The organism is Pseudomonas sp. H1_D05 (assembly GCF_054682705.1).
In genome coordinates, this window is record NZ_CP162825.1 from 884,016 (window position 1) to 898,975 (window position 14,960).

Annotated in this window: 15 protein-coding genes, 4 tRNA genes and 1 pseudogene; 10 read left to right on the forward strand and 10 right to left on the reverse strand. The window is 58.7% G+C overall.

Translation table 11 applies throughout. The features are described from left to right. Positions 1–186: 186 nt before the first annotated feature. From pilB to yacG, 5 genes are read left to right on the forward strand one after another with little or no spacing between them, the layout of a single operon-like run. Positions 187–1,887 carry a type IV-A pilus assembly ATPase PilB gene (pilB, locus tag AB4O11_RS03985; RefSeq protein WP_093434878.1) on the forward strand — a complete coding sequence of 567 codons (1,701 nt, stop codon included), beginning with the start codon at positions 187–189 and terminating at the stop codon, positions 1,885–1,887. Positions 1,888–1,889: 2 nt separating this feature from the next. Beyond that, on the forward strand, positions 1,890–3,107 hold the full coding sequence (locus tag AB4O11_RS03990) for a type II secretion system F family protein (protein ID WP_460130193.1): 1,218 nt from the start codon (positions 1,890–1,892) through the stop codon (positions 3,105–3,107). 1 nt (position 3,108) lies between these two features. After that, on the forward strand, positions 3,109–3,981 hold the full coding sequence (locus tag AB4O11_RS03995; RefSeq protein ID WP_460130195.1) for a prepilin peptidase: 873 nt from the start codon (positions 3,109–3,111) through the stop codon (positions 3,979–3,981). After that, entirely contained in the window at positions 3,978–4,601 is a 624-nt protein-coding gene (gene coaE / locus AB4O11_RS04000) for a dephospho-CoA kinase (RefSeq protein WP_093434870.1), read from the forward strand. The genes AB4O11_RS03995 and coaE overlap by 4 nt, the downstream gene beginning before the upstream one ends. Continuing rightward, positions 4,598–4,798 carry a DNA gyrase inhibitor YacG gene (gene yacG, locus AB4O11_RS04005; protein ID WP_186625120.1) on the forward strand — a complete coding sequence of 67 codons (201 nt, stop codon included), beginning with the start codon at positions 4,598–4,600 and terminating at the stop codon, positions 4,796–4,798. Before coaE ends, yacG begins: the two co-directional genes overlap by 4 nt. A gap of 6 nt (positions 4,799–4,804) precedes the next feature. On the opposite strand, the gene AB4O11_RS04010 is transcribed toward yacG, so the two are convergent. The 3 genes from AB4O11_RS04010 to AB4O11_RS04020 all read right to left on the reverse strand — a co-directional run bounded on the left by AB4O11_RS04010 (position 4,805) and on the right by AB4O11_RS04020 (position 6,239). Then, entirely contained in the window at positions 4,805–5,020 is a 216-nt protein-coding gene (locus AB4O11_RS04010; protein ID WP_007909901.1) for a hypothetical protein, read from the reverse strand. Between the two features lie 65 nt (positions 5,021–5,085). Continuing rightward, positions 5,086–5,775 (reverse strand): energy-coupling factor ABC transporter permease, encoded by a 690-nt coding sequence (locus AB4O11_RS04015; RefSeq protein WP_186625111.1) that lies wholly within the window; start codon positions 5,773–5,775, stop codon positions 5,086–5,088. Beyond that, the gene (locus tag AB4O11_RS04020; RefSeq protein ID WP_099757211.1) at positions 5,772–6,239 is read right to left on the reverse strand and encodes an FAD/FMN-containing dehydrogenase; all 468 of its coding nucleotides are present in this window, start codon (positions 6,237–6,239) and stop codon (positions 5,772–5,774) included. The genes AB4O11_RS04015 and AB4O11_RS04020 overlap by 4 nt, the downstream gene beginning before the upstream one ends. Before the next feature lie 130 nt (positions 6,240–6,369). Here AB4O11_RS04020 and AB4O11_RS04025 point away from each other — a divergent pair, with 130 nt between their 5' ends. The 5 genes from AB4O11_RS04025 to AB4O11_RS04045 all read left to right on the forward strand — a co-directional run bounded on the left by AB4O11_RS04025 (position 6,370) and on the right by AB4O11_RS04045 (position 9,802). After that, a complete protein-coding gene (locus AB4O11_RS04025) occupies positions 6,370–6,996 on the forward strand; it encodes a DUF1780 domain-containing protein (RefSeq protein ID WP_007909887.1) in 627 nt (208 codons plus the stop codon). Beyond that, positions 6,993–7,520 carry an MOSC domain-containing protein gene (locus AB4O11_RS04030; protein ID WP_460130198.1) on the forward strand — a complete coding sequence of 176 codons (528 nt, stop codon included), beginning with the start codon at positions 6,993–6,995 and terminating at the stop codon, positions 7,518–7,520. The genes AB4O11_RS04025 and AB4O11_RS04030 overlap by 4 nt, the downstream gene beginning before the upstream one ends. 51 nt (positions 7,521–7,571) lie before the next feature. Continuing rightward, positions 7,572–7,745 (forward strand): DUF3094 domain-containing protein, encoded by a 174-nt coding sequence (locus tag AB4O11_RS04035; protein ID WP_007909875.1) that lies wholly within the window; start codon positions 7,572–7,574, stop codon positions 7,743–7,745. Between the two features lie 63 nt (positions 7,746–7,808). Beyond that, positions 7,809–9,107, forward strand: a complete 1,299-nt coding sequence (locus AB4O11_RS04040; protein ID WP_186625101.1) for an NAD(P)/FAD-dependent oxidoreductase — start codon at positions 7,809–7,811, stop codon at positions 9,105–9,107. Between the two features lie 287 nt (positions 9,108–9,394). Next, positions 9,395–9,802, forward strand: a complete 408-nt coding sequence (locus AB4O11_RS04045) for an HvfA family oxazolone/thioamide-modified RiPP metallophore (protein WP_016986236.1) — start codon at positions 9,395–9,397, stop codon at positions 9,800–9,802. Positions 9,803–9,865: 63 nt separating this feature from the next. On the opposite strand, the gene AB4O11_RS04050 is transcribed toward AB4O11_RS04045, so the two are convergent. The 7 genes and pseudogenes from AB4O11_RS04050 to clpB form a co-directional block, all read right to left on the reverse strand. Then, complete coding sequence (locus AB4O11_RS04050) at positions 9,866–10,729, reverse strand: methyl-accepting chemotaxis protein (RefSeq protein WP_460131045.1); 864 nt, start codon at positions 10,727–10,729, stop codon at positions 9,866–9,868. A 39-nt stretch (positions 10,730–10,768) separates the two neighbouring features. Next, a pseudogene (locus AB4O11_RS04055) lies at positions 10,769–11,491 on the reverse strand (MCP four helix bundle domain-containing protein); the annotation flags it as partial. 164 nt (positions 11,492–11,655) lie between these two features. Continuing rightward, positions 11,656–11,732: transfer RNA gene (locus AB4O11_RS04060), tRNA-Pro, on the reverse strand. A gap of 97 nt (positions 11,733–11,829) precedes the next feature. After that, positions 11,830–11,905 (reverse strand) — tRNA-Lys (locus AB4O11_RS04065). 5 nt (positions 11,906–11,910) lie between these two features. Beyond that, positions 11,911–11,987: transfer RNA gene (locus AB4O11_RS04070), tRNA-Pro, on the reverse strand. Between the two features lie 9 nt (positions 11,988–11,996). Next, positions 11,997–12,072 (reverse strand) — tRNA-Asn (locus AB4O11_RS04075). 298 nt (positions 12,073–12,370) lie between these two features. Beyond that, positions 12,371–14,935: an ATP-dependent chaperone ClpB gene (gene clpB, locus AB4O11_RS04080; RefSeq protein WP_093434855.1), complete on the reverse strand. Its 2,565-nt coding sequence runs from the start codon at positions 14,933–14,935 to the stop codon at positions 12,371–12,373. Between the last annotated feature and the right edge of the window lie 25 nt (positions 14,936–14,960).

Below are 14,960 nucleotides of genomic sequence, written 5' to 3' on the forward strand. Positions count from 1 at the left end.
AGGCACGGAGCATAGGCCATGCCAATGCCTGCAAAGCCCCGTTCATTAGGCGCGAAGCGCTTGCAACGCCAATTCCTACAACCTGTAACCGCACTATCTGACACTTTTTGTCACCTGCACCCGCCGTGTTTGGCGCTGTCACTTGACTAGGCTATAAGTCATGAACGGCAAGCGTGCGGAATCCCCATGAATGACATCGCTCTGAGCGGTCTGGCCAAGCAATTGGTCCAGGCCGAACTGCTCACGGAAAAAGGCGCCCAGCAAGCCTGGCAACAGGCCCAGCGCAATCGCCTGTCGCTGGTCAGCTATCTGGTGCAGAACAAACTGGTCAAGAGCTGGCAGGTGGCCGAGATTGCCAGTGAGCATTTCGGCATGGCCTTGCTTGATCTCAATTGCCTGGACAAGGAAACCCAGCCCAAAGGCCTGGTCAGCGAAAAACTCGTGCGTCAGCATCACGCCCTGCCCTTGTGGCGGCGTGGCAACAAGCTGTTCGTGGGCATTTCCGACCCGAGCAATCATCAAGCGATCAACGACATTCAATTCAGCACCGGGCTGAGCACCGAAGCCATTCTGGTCGAGGACGACAAACTTACCGATGCCATCGAAAAATTCTTCGACACCCACACCAGCGGTCTCGAGGACATGGCCGATGTCGATCTCGACGGGGTCGATGTCGAATCCGTCGACGACAGCAAGCAGGACGCCATCGGCGGCCTCGACGCCGACGATGCGCCGGTGGTGCGCTTCGTGCACAAGATGCTGCTCGACGCGATCAAAAGCGGTTCTTCCGACTTGCACTTCGAGCCTTACGAAAAAAACTACCGGGTGCGGGTGCGCACCGACGGCATCCTGCGCGAGGTTGCCAAACCGCCGATTCAACTGGCCGGGCGCATCGCCGCACGCCTGAAAGTCATGGCCAGCCTGGATATTTCGGAACGGCGCAAACCTCAGGACGGGCGGATCAAGATGCGCCTGTCGAAAAGCAAGTCGATCGATTTCCGGGTCAACACGCTGCCGACCCTGTGGGGCGAAAAAGTGGTGATCCGGATTCTCGACCCGTCCAGCGCGCAGATCGGTATCGACGCCCTCGGCTATGAGCCCGAGCAAAAGGATCTGTACATGGCCGCACTCAAGCAGCCACAGGGCATGATCCTGGTCACCGGGCCCACCGGTTCGGGTAAAACCGTTTCGCTGTACACCGGCCTGAATATTCTCAACACCGTCGACATCAATATCTCCACCGCCGAAGACCCGGTGGAAATCAACATGGAAGGCATCAACCAGGTCAACGTCAATCCCAAGCAAGGGCTCGACTTTGCCCAGGCATTGCGCTCGTTTCTGCGTCAGGACCCGGACGTGATCATGGTCGGTGAAATCCGCGACCTGGAAACCGCCGAGATCGCCATCAAAGCCGCGCAGACCGGTCACCTGGTGCTCTCGACCCTGCACACCAACAGCGCTGCGGAAACCCTGACGCGCCTGCACAACATGGGCATTCCCGGTTTCAACATCGCCACCTCGGTCAGCCTGATCATCGCCCAGCGCCTGGCGCGCAAACTGTGCAGCCACTGCAAGAAAGCCATCGAGATCCCGCGCGAAACCTTGCTCAAGGAAGGCTTCCCCGAGGAACGCATCGGCCATTTCACGATCTACGAGCCGGTCGGTTGCGATCACTGCAACGGCGGTTACAAAGGACGCGTGGGGATTTATGAAGTGGTGAAAAACACACCGGAGCTGCAACGCTTGATCATGGCCGAAGGTAACTCGCTGGAAATCGACCTGCAGATGCGCCGCGACGGCTTCGACGACCTGCGCACCTCCGGGCTGCACAAGGCCATGCAAGGCATCACCAGCCTTGAAGAAATCAACCGGGTCACCAAGGACTGAACATGGCGGTCAAGGCAGCAAAAATCAGTATTTATGCCTGGGAAGGCACAGACAGAAAAGGCAGCAAAGTCACCGGTGAACTGAGCGGCCAGAACCCGGCGCTGATCAAGGCACAATTGCGTAAACAGGGGATCAATCCCGGCAAGGTGCGCAAGAAATCCGCGTCATTGCTGAGCTTTGGCAAACGCATCAAGGCCCGGGACATTGCCCTGTTCACCCGGCAGATGGCGACCATGATGAAAGCCGGCGTACCGCTGTTGCAGTCGTTCGACATTATTGGCGAAGGCTTTGATAACCCGGCCATGCGCCAACTGGTGGACGACGTGAAACAGGAGGTCGCGGCCGGTAACAGCTTCGCCGCAGCCCTGCGCAAGAAACCGCAGTATTTCGACGAGTTGTATTGCAACCTGGTCGATGCCGGCGAGCAGTCCGGCGCCCTCGACACCTTGCTCGAACGCGTCGCGACCTATAAGGAAAAAAGCGAAAGCCTCAAAGCCAAGATCAAGAAAGCCATGACCTATCCCACCGCCGTGGTGCTGGTCGCGGCTGTTGTCACCGGGATTCTGCTGGTCAAAGTAGTGCCACAATTTCAGTCAGTGTTTTCCGGTTTCGGTGCCGAACTGCCGGCGTTCACCCTGATGGTGATCAGCCTGTCGGAATTCATGCAGCAATGGTGGTGGGCGATTCTCGCTGCACTGGTCGCAGCGATTTTTGGCACCCGCCACGCGCTAAAAACATCCCAGGCCTTGCGCGATCGCAAAGACACCTGGCTGCTGAAACTGCCACTGGTGGGCACACTGATGTACAAGTCCGCCGTGGCGCGATTCGCTCGAACCTTGTCGACCACGTTTGCCGCCGGTGTGCCGTTGGTCGAAGCGCTTGACTCGGTGGCCGGCGCCACCGGCAACGTGGTCTTCAAGCGAGCCGTGCTGCGCATTCGCCAGGACGTGTCCACCGGTATGCAGCTGAATTTCTCGATGCGCAGCACCGGGGTCTTTCCCAGCATGGCCGTGCAAATGACCGCGATTGGCGAAGAGTCCGGCGCCCTGGATGACATGCTCGACAAGGTTGCGGGCTTTTACGAGGAAGAAGTGGATAACATGGTCGACAACCTCACCAGCCTCATGGAGCCGTTCATCATGGTCGTGCTGGGGGTGATCGTCGGCGGGCTGGTGGTGGCCATGTACCTGCCGATCTTCCAACTCGGCTCAGCGATCTGACATGCCTATCGACGAACTGTTTGCCGTGTATCCGCTAGCGTTTGTCGGCACCGCCCTGCTGCTGGGCCTGGTGGTCGGCAGTTTCCTCAATGTGCTGATCTGGCGCCTGCCGAAAATGCTCGAACGCGACTGGCGCCAACAGGCACACGATGTGCTCGGTTTGCCCGGCGAAGCCTCGCAACCCATCTACAACCTGATGCTGCCGCACTCCGAATGCCCGCATTGCGCCCACCGGATTCGCCCGTGGGAGAACGTTCCCCTGCTCAGTTATCTATGGCTGCGCGGGCGCTGTTCAGCGTGCTCCGCACCGATCAGCAAACGTTATCCGTTGACCGAGCTGGCCTGTGGGCTGCTTTCGGCCTTCATCGCCTGGCACTTGGGTTTCGGTTGGCCGGCGTGCCTGCTGATCGTCCTCACCTGGGGTCTGCTGGCGATGAGTCTGATCGACACCGAGCATCAACTATTGCCCGATGTGCTGGTGCTGCCGTTGCTGTGGCTGGGGTTGATCGTCAACAGTTTCGGCCTGTTCGTGACCTTGCACGATGCGTTGTGGGGCGCGGTGGCCGGTTATCTGGCGCTGTGGTCAGTGTTCTGGCTGTTCAAACTGCTGACTGGCAAGGACGGCATCGGTCATGGTGATTTCAAACTGTTGGCGCTGCTGGGGGCATGGGGCGGCTGGCAGATTCTGCCGCTGACGATTCTGTTGTCATCACTGGTCGGCGCCATTATCGGGGTGATTTTGTTGCGCCTGCGCGAGCAAAAAACCTCGACGCCAATCCCCTTCGGCCCTTATCTGGCAATTGCCGGCTGGATTGCCTTGCTCTGGGGTGGTCAAATAACCGCCTTCTATTGGCAGTTTGTCGGTTTGAAATGAATACCCCTGTGGAAAAACCCTGGATTCTCGGCCTCACCGGCGGCATCGGCAGCGGCAAAAGCGCAGCGGCTCAGCACTTCATTGATCTGGGTGTCCACGTGGTGGATGCCGATCACGCGGCGCGTTGGGTGGTTGAACCCGGACGTCCGGCACTGGCAAAAATAGCCGAACACTTCGGGCCTGGCGTTTTACAGGGCGACGGCACGCTGGATCGCGCCGCCCTGCGCAAACTGATCTTTGAAGTGCCGGAAGAACGCCGCTGGCTCGAAGCCCTGCTGCATCCGTTGATCGCCGAGGAAATCGCTCATCATCTGGCGCTGGCAAAATCGCCTTACGCGATACTGGTTTCGCCGCTGTTGATCGAATCCGGGCAATACGCGATGACTCAGCGCATCCTGGTGATCGACGCCCCGCAACAATTGCAGATCGAACGTACCTTGCAGCGTGACCAGACCAGCGAGCAGCAGGTTCAGGCGATCCTCAAGGCTCAGTCGAGCCGCGAAGAGCGTGTGAGCCGCGCCGACGACGTAGTGGTCAACGACCGCGACCTCGCCTGGCTGCACAGCGAAGTAGAGCGTCTGCATCACTTTTACCTGACTTTATCCGGAGGCCAAGCATGAGCCAGATCCCCACCGTTGAATGCCCAACCTGCGGCGCCCCCGTGGAATTCACGCCTGAAAGCGAATTTCGTCCATTCTGCTCCGCGCGCTGCAAACTGATCGACCTCGGCGCCTGGGCCTCTGAAGAACACAAGATTCCGGTCGCACCGGATGCCGAGGACGAACTGTTTTCCGGCGACTTCGATCCGCGTCACTGATCTCGATCAGGGCCGCATAAAGCCGTAGTCCTGATCGTCGTCGAGGTTTTCCGCCAGAAAGCGCAACTCGTCGGCCAGGTCTTCGGCGTTGCGCACGGCCTTGCTCTGCTGCACCACCGCACTGAGCAAGGCACGCAAACTCAACCCCGGGTCAAAGCCCACCTCCTGCGCCATGTCCAGACTCTGCCGGGTCTCCTGCCTTGCCCACTCGTAAACACTCATGCCGCTGCTCCTGAAGGGATTTGCGCGAGCATGAAATTTCCCGCGCGTGGCGGATTTGATGTGGATCAAGACTTCGGATCGTCGTCCTTCCACGGCGCCGAAAGGTAGCGCGTGCGGTTGAAGGTCTCCAGCCACTCCGGGCTGAATACCACCAGCGCACTGATGATCATGCCGTTGATGAACGCTTCGGGGAAAATGATCAGCCACACGTAACCGATGAAGTCTTCCAGCCACTCCGGCATGGCGAAAAGGCCGTCGTACCACAGCAGCGTCAGGCTGAGGATCAGGCACAACAAGGCCGACAACGCGGCGGCAAAAAAACCGGAACAGAAGATGTACACGAACGGGTTGCGCGGTTGAGCACGCTCGACAAGGATTGCCACGCACTCGGTGACCAGCACCGGCAGCAAAATGAACAAGGCGCCATTGACCCCCATCGCCGCAAGATCCTGACGCCCGAGCAGCACCAGGCCGATTTGCGCCACCAGCCCGCCAACGATCGCCAGCGGCCAGTCCAGCAACAGGGTTACCGCCGTCATACCGAGGAAGTGATACGACACGCCTGTGTCGAAATCCCTGCGCATCAACCACAAGAGAAACAACGCAAACACGGTGCCGAACAGCAGATGCTGACGCCGGCTGTCGCTGAACAACTCGACCCACGGCGCCCGCACGATCGCCCAAAGCAGCACCGGCAGATAAATCAGCCAGCCCAGCAACAGACTTTCAGTCGCCATCACCTCGACGCCGATCATGGGCGCGCCTTCTCCAGTGCCTCGCGCAGGTCACCCGCGTTGGCGTACTCACGTTGCGAGAGCAATCGACCGTCCTTGAGTTGCAACCACAACACCTGGCCTTCCGCGCCGGGATAGCGCGACGCAACCCGTCCTTCTCGATCCAGCATGACCCGATAGTGGTAGTCGCGCATGGCCGGTACGGCAAACATTTTGGCAATCAGCGCCGGCATGCGCTGGATGTCGGCAACGAACACCGCGTGACGGGCCTCCAGATAGCCCTTGGGTTGGTCCTTCAACGCTTCCTTGATCAGCTTGGCGCCGTCCATATCCCGTGCCACCAGCAGCGTGGTGGTGCTGTTGTCGAGGGTGAAGGGTTGCTCGTACTGATCGAGCAACGTCCAGGGAGCCAGACGCTCACCGGTTTCGAGCGCATGGGCACACAGCGGAAAAACAGCAAACAGCAGCAGCCAGCGAAATTTCACGATGAGTCCTCACGGTTTGGCGCAAATAATCGATTTCCATGAGTCTACACCGCCCTTCTCCACTGCCCACTGATGCACTTTGCCGCGGAACGCTTTCAGCTTGTCGCATTTGAACGCTAAGCTTGGGCTTATGGATGACTCAGATTATTTACGCCTGCTGACCATCGCGGCCGAGCAGGCCAACGCCTTTCTGTCCAATGCCCGCAAATGGGAGCGTGAGCGTTGGGTTTGCCAGCGCCTGCTGCAAGGCCTGAACATTCCCTACCGCGCCGACGAATTCGCGCCGGCCGGCGAGCCGCCGGACGTATTGTTTCGCGATGCCAATTTCGAGGTGTTCTTCGTGCTCGACGAGGGCCGTCGGCTCAACGACGAATGGCGCGATGAATTGCAGCGACGACGCAGCGCCTTTTCCCTCAGCCAACTGGTGCGCCGCGAAGCCAAGCCGAAACGAATCCCGGCCAATGAATTCCTGCTGCGACTGGCGCCGACCCTGCGCAAAAAAGCACACAACTACAAAGAACGCGGTATGGACTTGGGCGAACTCGACATCATCGCCTTCGCCAGCCTCAAACGAGAAGTACTGGATTTGAATAGCCATTTCCCCCCGCCCACCGAATACCTGCGTCAAGGCTGGCGCTCGCTGTCGCTCGTCGGCCCGACCTTCGCCCGCGTGCTGTTCGCCCACCCGGACGCGCCGGATTTTCTGCGCAGCAACCTCGGTCGCAGCATCGTGTTTGATGTGGGAATCAGCCTGTGACCCCCCTTCAGCAATTGATCGCCGATGTGCCGCAGACCGGATATGTGCGCTGGATTGGCGTGCGCCCCGAGTCGCGCGGGCCGATGATCGAACTCGATGCCGTCGAGGCGCGGCTGGAAGCAGGACTGACCGGCGATCATGCCCGTCCCGGTGTGCGTAACGCGCGGCAGGTAACCCTGATCCAGTGGGAACATCTGGCGGTAATCAGCGCCTTGATGGGTCGCCCCGACGATCAACCCGTCAGGCCTGAAGATCTGCGGCGCAATCTGGTTATCAGCGGTATCAATTTGTTTAGTCTCAAGGGTCGGCGCTTTCGTATCGGTCAGGCAATATTCGAAACCACGGGCTGGTGTCAGCCCTGCGCACGCCTGCAGAACAACCTCGGCCCGGGCACCTTTCAAGCGGTGCGCGGCCATGGCGGAATTACCGCGCGGGTGTTACAAAGCGGGATCATTCGCCTCGAAGACCGGGTGAGCGTCGAACCGGTTCCGGACAGCGGCTATGCTGCGTTCAACCCCGGATAAAAACCGCTGTAGCTTCTGCCCATTCAGCAACGTCTACCTGACGAGGCAAATATGACCAGCCGCCTGAACCCCGAAGACCAGAAACATGTCGAAGAGTACCTGCAACTGTCCCAACACCGAGTCGAGCGCCGGCCATTTCGGCCATGGATGCTCCTCGTGCTGGTGCTGGCAGTGACCATTGGTCTTGGCCTGTTGAGCCGATTTATCAGTTACCTGACGCTATGAGCAGCTTGGCGCTCGCTTGGGTAACCGCACCGATTTCCTTTAAAAACCTTGCGAGTTATCCCTATGTCCCATCGTATTGTTATTGTCGGCGGCGGCGCCGGCGGTCTGGAGTTGGCTACCCGTCTGGGTAAGACTCTGGGCAAGCGCGGCACGGCCAGTGTGATGCTGGTCGACGCCAACCTGACGCACATCTGGAAACCGCTGTTGCACGAAGTGGCCGCCGGATCGCTGAACTCCTCCGAAGACGAACTCAACTATGTTGCCCAGGCAAAATGGAACCACTTCGAGTTCCAGCTAGGGCGCATGAGCGGGCTCGATCGCGCACAGAAGAAAATCCAGTTGGCCGCCACCTACGACGAAAACGGCGTAGAACTGGTTCCTGCACGTGAAGTGCAATACGACTCACTGGTGATCAGCGTCGGCAGCACCACCAACGACTTCGGCACTCAGGGTGCGGCACAGCACTGCCTGTTCCTCGACACCCGCAAACAGGCCGAGCGCTTCCATCAGCAACTGCTTAATCACTATCTGCGTGCACACGCCGGGCAAACCGATGTGGTCGAGCAAATCAGCGTTGCGATCGTCGGCGCTGGCGCCACTGGTGTCGAGCTGGCGGCTGAACTGCACAACGCCGCGCACGAACTGGCGGCTTATGGTCTGGACCGGATCAAACCGGAAAACATGCACATCACTCTGATCGAAGCCGGTCCACGGGTACTGCCTGCCCTGCCAGAGCGTATCAGCGGGCCGGTGCACAAAACCCTGGAAAAGCTCGGGGTCAACGTGATGACCAACGCTTCGGTCAGCGAAGTAACCGCCGACAGCCTGGTCACCGCCGATGGCAACGAGATCAAGGCCAGCCTGAAAGTCTGGGCAGCGGGCATTCGCGCGCCGGGTTTCCTCAAGGACATCGACGGTCTGGAAACCAACCGCATCAATCAACTGCAAGTGCTGCCGACGCTGCAAACCACCCGCGACGAGAACATCTTTGCTTTCGGTGACTGCGCCGCGTGCCCGCAACCGGGTACCGATCGCAATGTGCCGCCGCGTGCCCAAGCCGCGCACCAACAGGCGTCGCTGCTGGCCAAATCGCTGAAACTGCGCATCGAAGGCAAGACCTTGCCGGAGTACAAGTACACCGACTACGGCTCGCTGATCTCGTTGTCGCGCTTTTCGGCGGTGGGTAACTTGATGGGCAATCTGACCGGTAGCGTGATGCTCGAAGGCTGGCTGGCGCGGATGTTTTACGTGTCGCTGTATCGTATGCACCAGATGGCGCTGTACGGGCCGTTCCGCACGGCGATGTTGATGCTGGGCAGCAAGATTGGCCGTGGCACCGAGCCGCGCCTGAAACTGCACTAAAACCTGTGGGAGCGAGCCTGCTCGCGAATGCGTTCTGTCAGTCAATGTTAATGCGACTGACCCGACGCTTTCGCGAGCCGGCTCGCTCCCACAATGTTTTGTGTTGATCGAAAGATCTGTTTCTTACTGTATCCCCGCCCCGCTTTTCCCTCCTTCGCTTACAAACTCCCCCGCTCCGCGACACAGACGCGATACACCGCCACCGCTTAATGGCCACACCCGAGCAACACCTGCTCAGGCAATCGTCCTTAACGTGTGGTTGCGCAGTGCAGCCCAGGAGAATGTAAATGTCCCGTACTTCGACCCTCGGTAAAAAATCCATTGGCCTGATCGGCGCCGCGCTGGCGGGCGGCCTGATGTTGTCCGGTTCGGTGTTTGCCGCTCAACCACTGGCGCAGGGCTACATGGTCGCCTCGGCAGAAACTTCGGTGAAAGCACCGGAAGGCAAATGCGGTGAAGGCAAATGTGGCGATGCTTCGATGGCCAAGACGGACAGCGACGGTGACGGCAAGGTCTCGCGCGCCGAATTTCTGAAAGTCGCGCCGAAGTCCGATTTCGACAAGATCGACACCAACCATGACGGTTTCATCGACGAACAAGAGGCCTACAACAACGTGAAGGCCAACTTTGAAGCCAATGGCAAGAAGATGCCAAAAGGTCTGTTCGAACACCTGAAAGACCAAGACGGCGCCTGATCGACAATAAAAAACAAGCCGCGCTTCTCCTGAGAGAAACGCGGCTTTTTCACGTCTGCCCGTTTACAACTGGAAGCGCCGTACCATGCCCTGCAAGGCATTGGCCAGTTTCGACAACTCATGGCTGGACGCGCTGGTCTGGTCGGCACCGGCGGCCGAACGTACCGATAAATCACGAATATTCACCAGGTTGCGATCCACTTCCCGGGCTACTTGCGCTTGTTCTTCAGCTGCGCTGGCGATCACCAGATTGCGCTCATGGATCTCATGCACCGACGCGGTAATGGTTTGCAGCGCCTCACCGGCACGCTCAGCCAAGGCCAGCGTGGTCGTCGCCCGTGCGGTACTGGCCTGCATCGAATCCAGCGCCAGGCTCGAACCGCTGCGCATGCCCTGGACCATCTGCTCGATCTCCTGCGTCGATTGCTGCGTGCGATAGGCCAGCGCGCGTACTTCATCGGCGACTACGGCAAAGCCTCGCCCGCTCTCCCCGGCGCGTGCCGCCTCAATCGCCGCGTTGAGCGCCAGCAAATTGGTCTGCTCGGCAATCGCCCGAATCACGTCGAGCACTTTGCCGATGTCCTGCGATTGATTGGCCAGTGATTGCACCAACTCACCGGTCTGTTGCACGTCGCTGGCCAATGCATTGATGGCCGTGGCGGTCTCACTGACGCGCACCTGCCCCAGATGCGCCGACTCGCTGGATTGACGGGTCGCGTCAGACGTCGACACCGCATTGCGTGCGACCTCTTCCACTGCTGCCGTCATCTGGTTGACGGCCGTCGCGGCTTGTTCGATTTCGTTGTTCTGCTGTTGCAGTCCCTGGGTGCTGTCGAGAGTTACCGCATTGAGTTCATCGGCAGCGGTCGCCAGTTGCGTCGCCGAACCGCTGATGCCTTGCAGCGTCTCGCGCAGGTTCTGCTGCATGGTTGCCAAGGCTTTGAGCAAGCGACTGACTTCATCGTTGCCATGGGTTTCGATCGGCCGGGTCAGATCCCCCTGCGCGACACTTTCTGCTGCGTTCACGGCGCTGCTGAGCGGACGAACGATACTGCGGGTGAGCATCATCGCCAGCGCCACCGTGGCCAGCGCGGCCAAGGCAATAAACAAACTGACAATCGTGCGCGAGTTTTCGTAGTGCGCAGCGGACTTCTGGCTTTCTGCGGCGACCTGTTTGGCGAACAAATCCGCCAGGTCGTTGAGTTGCTTGCCGGAGCCATCGACGACGGTTTTCATGTCGACCAGCAACAATTTGGTCAACTCATCACGCTTGCCTTGCTCGGCGAGGGCGAAGGATTGAGCGATACCGCTGCGATACGCGGCGAAGTTCTTTTTGAATTGGTCATATAGCTGCTGGCCCTCCGGGGTGTCGACCAGTTTGTCGTAGGCGGCGATTTTCTCGCTCAGCTCTTTGTCGCGGGTGTCCATCTGGCTGCGGTAGGTGGCGATATTGTTCGCGTCCTGATCCAGCGCCATACGCAACGAGATGGTGCGGATGCGCAGCATGATCTCGCGGATCTCGTCGCCGCCACGAATGCTCGGCAGCCACTGGTTTTCTACTGCGACTTCACTATCGCGAATGCTCGACATCTGCCCCAGCGCAAACACGCCGAGCAAGGCTACCAACACCGCGATCAGGGCGAACCCCAGGGCTGCCCGGGGAGCAATATTCAACTGACGAAGCAACATGACGAACGCCCTTATTCTTGTATTGGCCAGATTCAAGGGGCGAAAGCCATGGCAGTCCCCTCGTGTTAGCGGGCTATCGGCAGGTTGTATGATGACTTGAAGGGGAAATGAGTTTTTGTCGGACAAAAAAATCCCCGTATCTTTCGATACGAGGATTTTTAATATGGTCGGGGTAAGGGGATTCGAACTCCTGACATCCTGCTCCCAAAGCAGGCGCGCTACCGGACTGCGCTATACCCCGGTAAAAAAAAGGCGACCTTTCAAAGATCGCCTTCTTCGATCAGCGCTTTTGGCCTCTGATCTTAAGATTCGATCCCAGCGCAAACTGGTTTCAAAAATGGTGGGTCGTGTGGGATTCGAACCTACGACCAATTGGTTAAAAGCCAACTGCTCTACCAACTGAGCTAACGACCCAAAAATGGTCGGGGTAAGGGGATTCGAACTCCTGACATCCTGCTCCCAAAGCAGGCGCGCTACCGGACTGCGCTATACCCCGGCTTGAAATTGGCTCCGTGACCAGGACTCGAACCTGGGACCCAATGATTAACAGTCATTTGCTCTACCGACTGAGCTATCACGGAACTACATATTTCAATTTACAACGGTGAAACCTGAAGCTTCTCGACACCGTTTTCGCATCGCTGCGTTCGTGTGTCTGAGGCGCGCTATTCTACAACCTAGAACACCTCTGTCAACCCCCTAAATTGCTTTCAAGTTAATGATTTGCAACTTATTTCAGATTTCAACTCAGTGAGCTGAGACCGTCTTGGCGACTGACTGCGGGGCGCACTTTACAAGCCTTTTCCTTTGAGTTCAACAGCCTAACGAAAAAAAAGGCCCCACAATGTGGGGCCCTCCTTTTTTCATTGGCGCTCAGGCTTAGTTGAAAACGATTTCGTCGTTCTCGACAGTGCCGGTTGCCGTGTCGCCCGGCATGAAGTGACCCGAGAGGATCAACTGTGCCAGCGGGTTTTCGATCCAGCGCTGAATCGCCCGTTTCAAAGGACGTGCGCCATACACCGGGTCGTAACCAACGGCGATCAACTTGTCCATCGCCTCTGGACTGAGTTCCAGCTTCAGCTCGCGCTCGGCCAGACGGCTGCGCAGACGGCCCAACTGGATCTCGGTAATGCCCGCGATCTGATCCCGCGCCAAAGGCTCGAAGATCACCACTTCGTCGACCCGGTTGATGAACTCCGGACGGAAGTGCGACGTCAGCGCATCCATGACTGCAGCACGTTGAGCCTCACGATCACCGACCAGTTCCTGGATCTGTACCGACCCCAGGTTCGAAGTCATGACGATCACGGTGTTGCGGAAATCCACCGTACGGCCATGGCTGTCGGTCAGGCGACCATCCTCGAGCACTTGCAGCAAGATGTTGAACACATCCGGGTGCGCCTTCTCGACTTCGTCCAGCAGGATCACCGAATAAGGCTTGCGACGCACCGCCTCGGTCAGGTAACCACCCTCTTCGTAGCCGACGTATCCCGGTGGTGCACCGATCAGGCGAGCCACGGAATGTTTCTCCATGAACTCGGACATGTCGATCCGCACCATCGCCTCTTCCGTATCAAAGAGGAATTCGGCCAGCGCCTTGCACAGCTCGGTTTTACCGACACCGGTCGGGCCGAGGAACATGAACGAGCCGCTCGGACGATTCGGGTCGGACAACCCGGCGCGCGAACGGCGTACCGCGTTGGCGACGGCGACCACGGCCTCTTCCTGACCGATGACCCGTTTGTGCAACAGGCTTTCCATCTTCATCAGCTTGTCGCGCTCGCCTTCGAGCATTTTCGACACCGGGATGCCGGTCCACTTCGACACAACTTCAGCGATTTCTTCTTCAGTCACCTTGCTGCGCAGCAACTGGTTTTCGCTCTTGCCGTGCTGGTCGACCATTTGCAGGCTGCGTTCCAGATCCGGGATCACCCCGTACTGCAATTCAGCCATACGGTTGAGGTCACCTTTACGGCGCGCGGCTTCCAGTTCCTGCCGCGACTGCTCGATCTTCTGCTGAATCTGCGCAGAACCCTGCACCTCGGCTTTTTCCGAGTTCCAGATTTCTTCCAGATCGGAATACTCGCGTTCGAGGCGGACGATTTCTTCCTGGAGTTTCTCCAGACGTTTCATCGCCGCTTCGTCGCTTTCTTTCTTCAGCGCCTGGGATTCCACCTTCAACTGAATCAGGCGACGTTCCAGACGATCGAGCACTTCCGGTTTGGAGTCGATTTCCATGCGGATGCGACTAGCGGCCTCGTCGATCAGATCGATGGCCTTGTCCGGCAACTGCCGGTCAGTGATGTAGCGATGGCTGAGCTTGGCCGCGGCGATGATCGCGCCGTCGGTGATTGCCACCTTGTGGTGAACCTCGTAACGCTCTTTAAGGCCACGCAGGATGGCAATGGTGTCTTCTTCGCTCGGCTCATCCACCAGAACTTTCTGGAAGCGTCGCTCAAGCGCCGCGTCCTTCTCTATATATTGGCGGTACTCGTTGAGCGTGGTCGCGCCAACGCAGTGCAACTCACCGCGAGCCAGCGCAGGCTTGAGCATGTTGCCGGCATCCATCGAGCCTTCGCCTTTACCGGCGCCGACCATGGTATGCAGTTCGTCGATGAACAGAATGATCTGCCCTTCCTGCTTCGACAGTTCGTTGAGCAACGATTTCAGGCGCTCTTCGAACTCACCGCGATACTTGGCACCGGCAATCAGCGCGCCCATGTCCAGCGAGAGCAGACGCTTGCCTTTGAGGCCGTCCGGCACTTCGCCGTTGATGATGCGCTGGGCCAGGCCTTCGGCGATGGCGGTTTTGCCCACGCCTGGCTCACCGATCAACACCGGGTTGTTCTTGGTGCGGCGTTGCAGAACCTGAATGGTGCGGCGAATTTCGTCGTCACGACCGATCACCGGATCGAGCTTGCCATCTTCGGCGCGCTTGGTCAGGTCGACGGTGTATTTATCCAGCGCCTGCCGCGACTCCTCGTGGTTGGCGTCGTTAACCGCTTCGCCACCGCGCAGGTTGTTGATCGCGTTTTCCAGGGCTTTCTTGCTCACGCCCTGGCCGAGCAGCAACTTGCCGAGCTTGCTGTTCTCGTCCATCGCAGCGAGCAGCACCAGTTCGCTGGAAATGAACTGGTCGCCCTTCTGCTGGGCCAGACGGTCAGCCTGATTGAGCAGGCGCGCCAGATCCTGCGACATGTTGACGTCGCCGGTCGGGTTCTGGATTTTCGGTAATTGGTCGAGCTCTTTGGTCAGCTCTTTGCGCAAGCTGTTGACGTCGAAGCCCACCTGCATCAGCAGAGGTTTGATCGAACCACCCTGCTGTTCAAGCATGGCTTGCATCAAGTGCGCCGGCTCAATCGCCGGATGATCGTGGCCGACAGCCAACGACTGGGCGTCGGACAAGGCCAACTGTAACTTGCTGGTTAAACGGTCTATTCGCATAAGTCACCTTCCTTTTGAGCAGGCC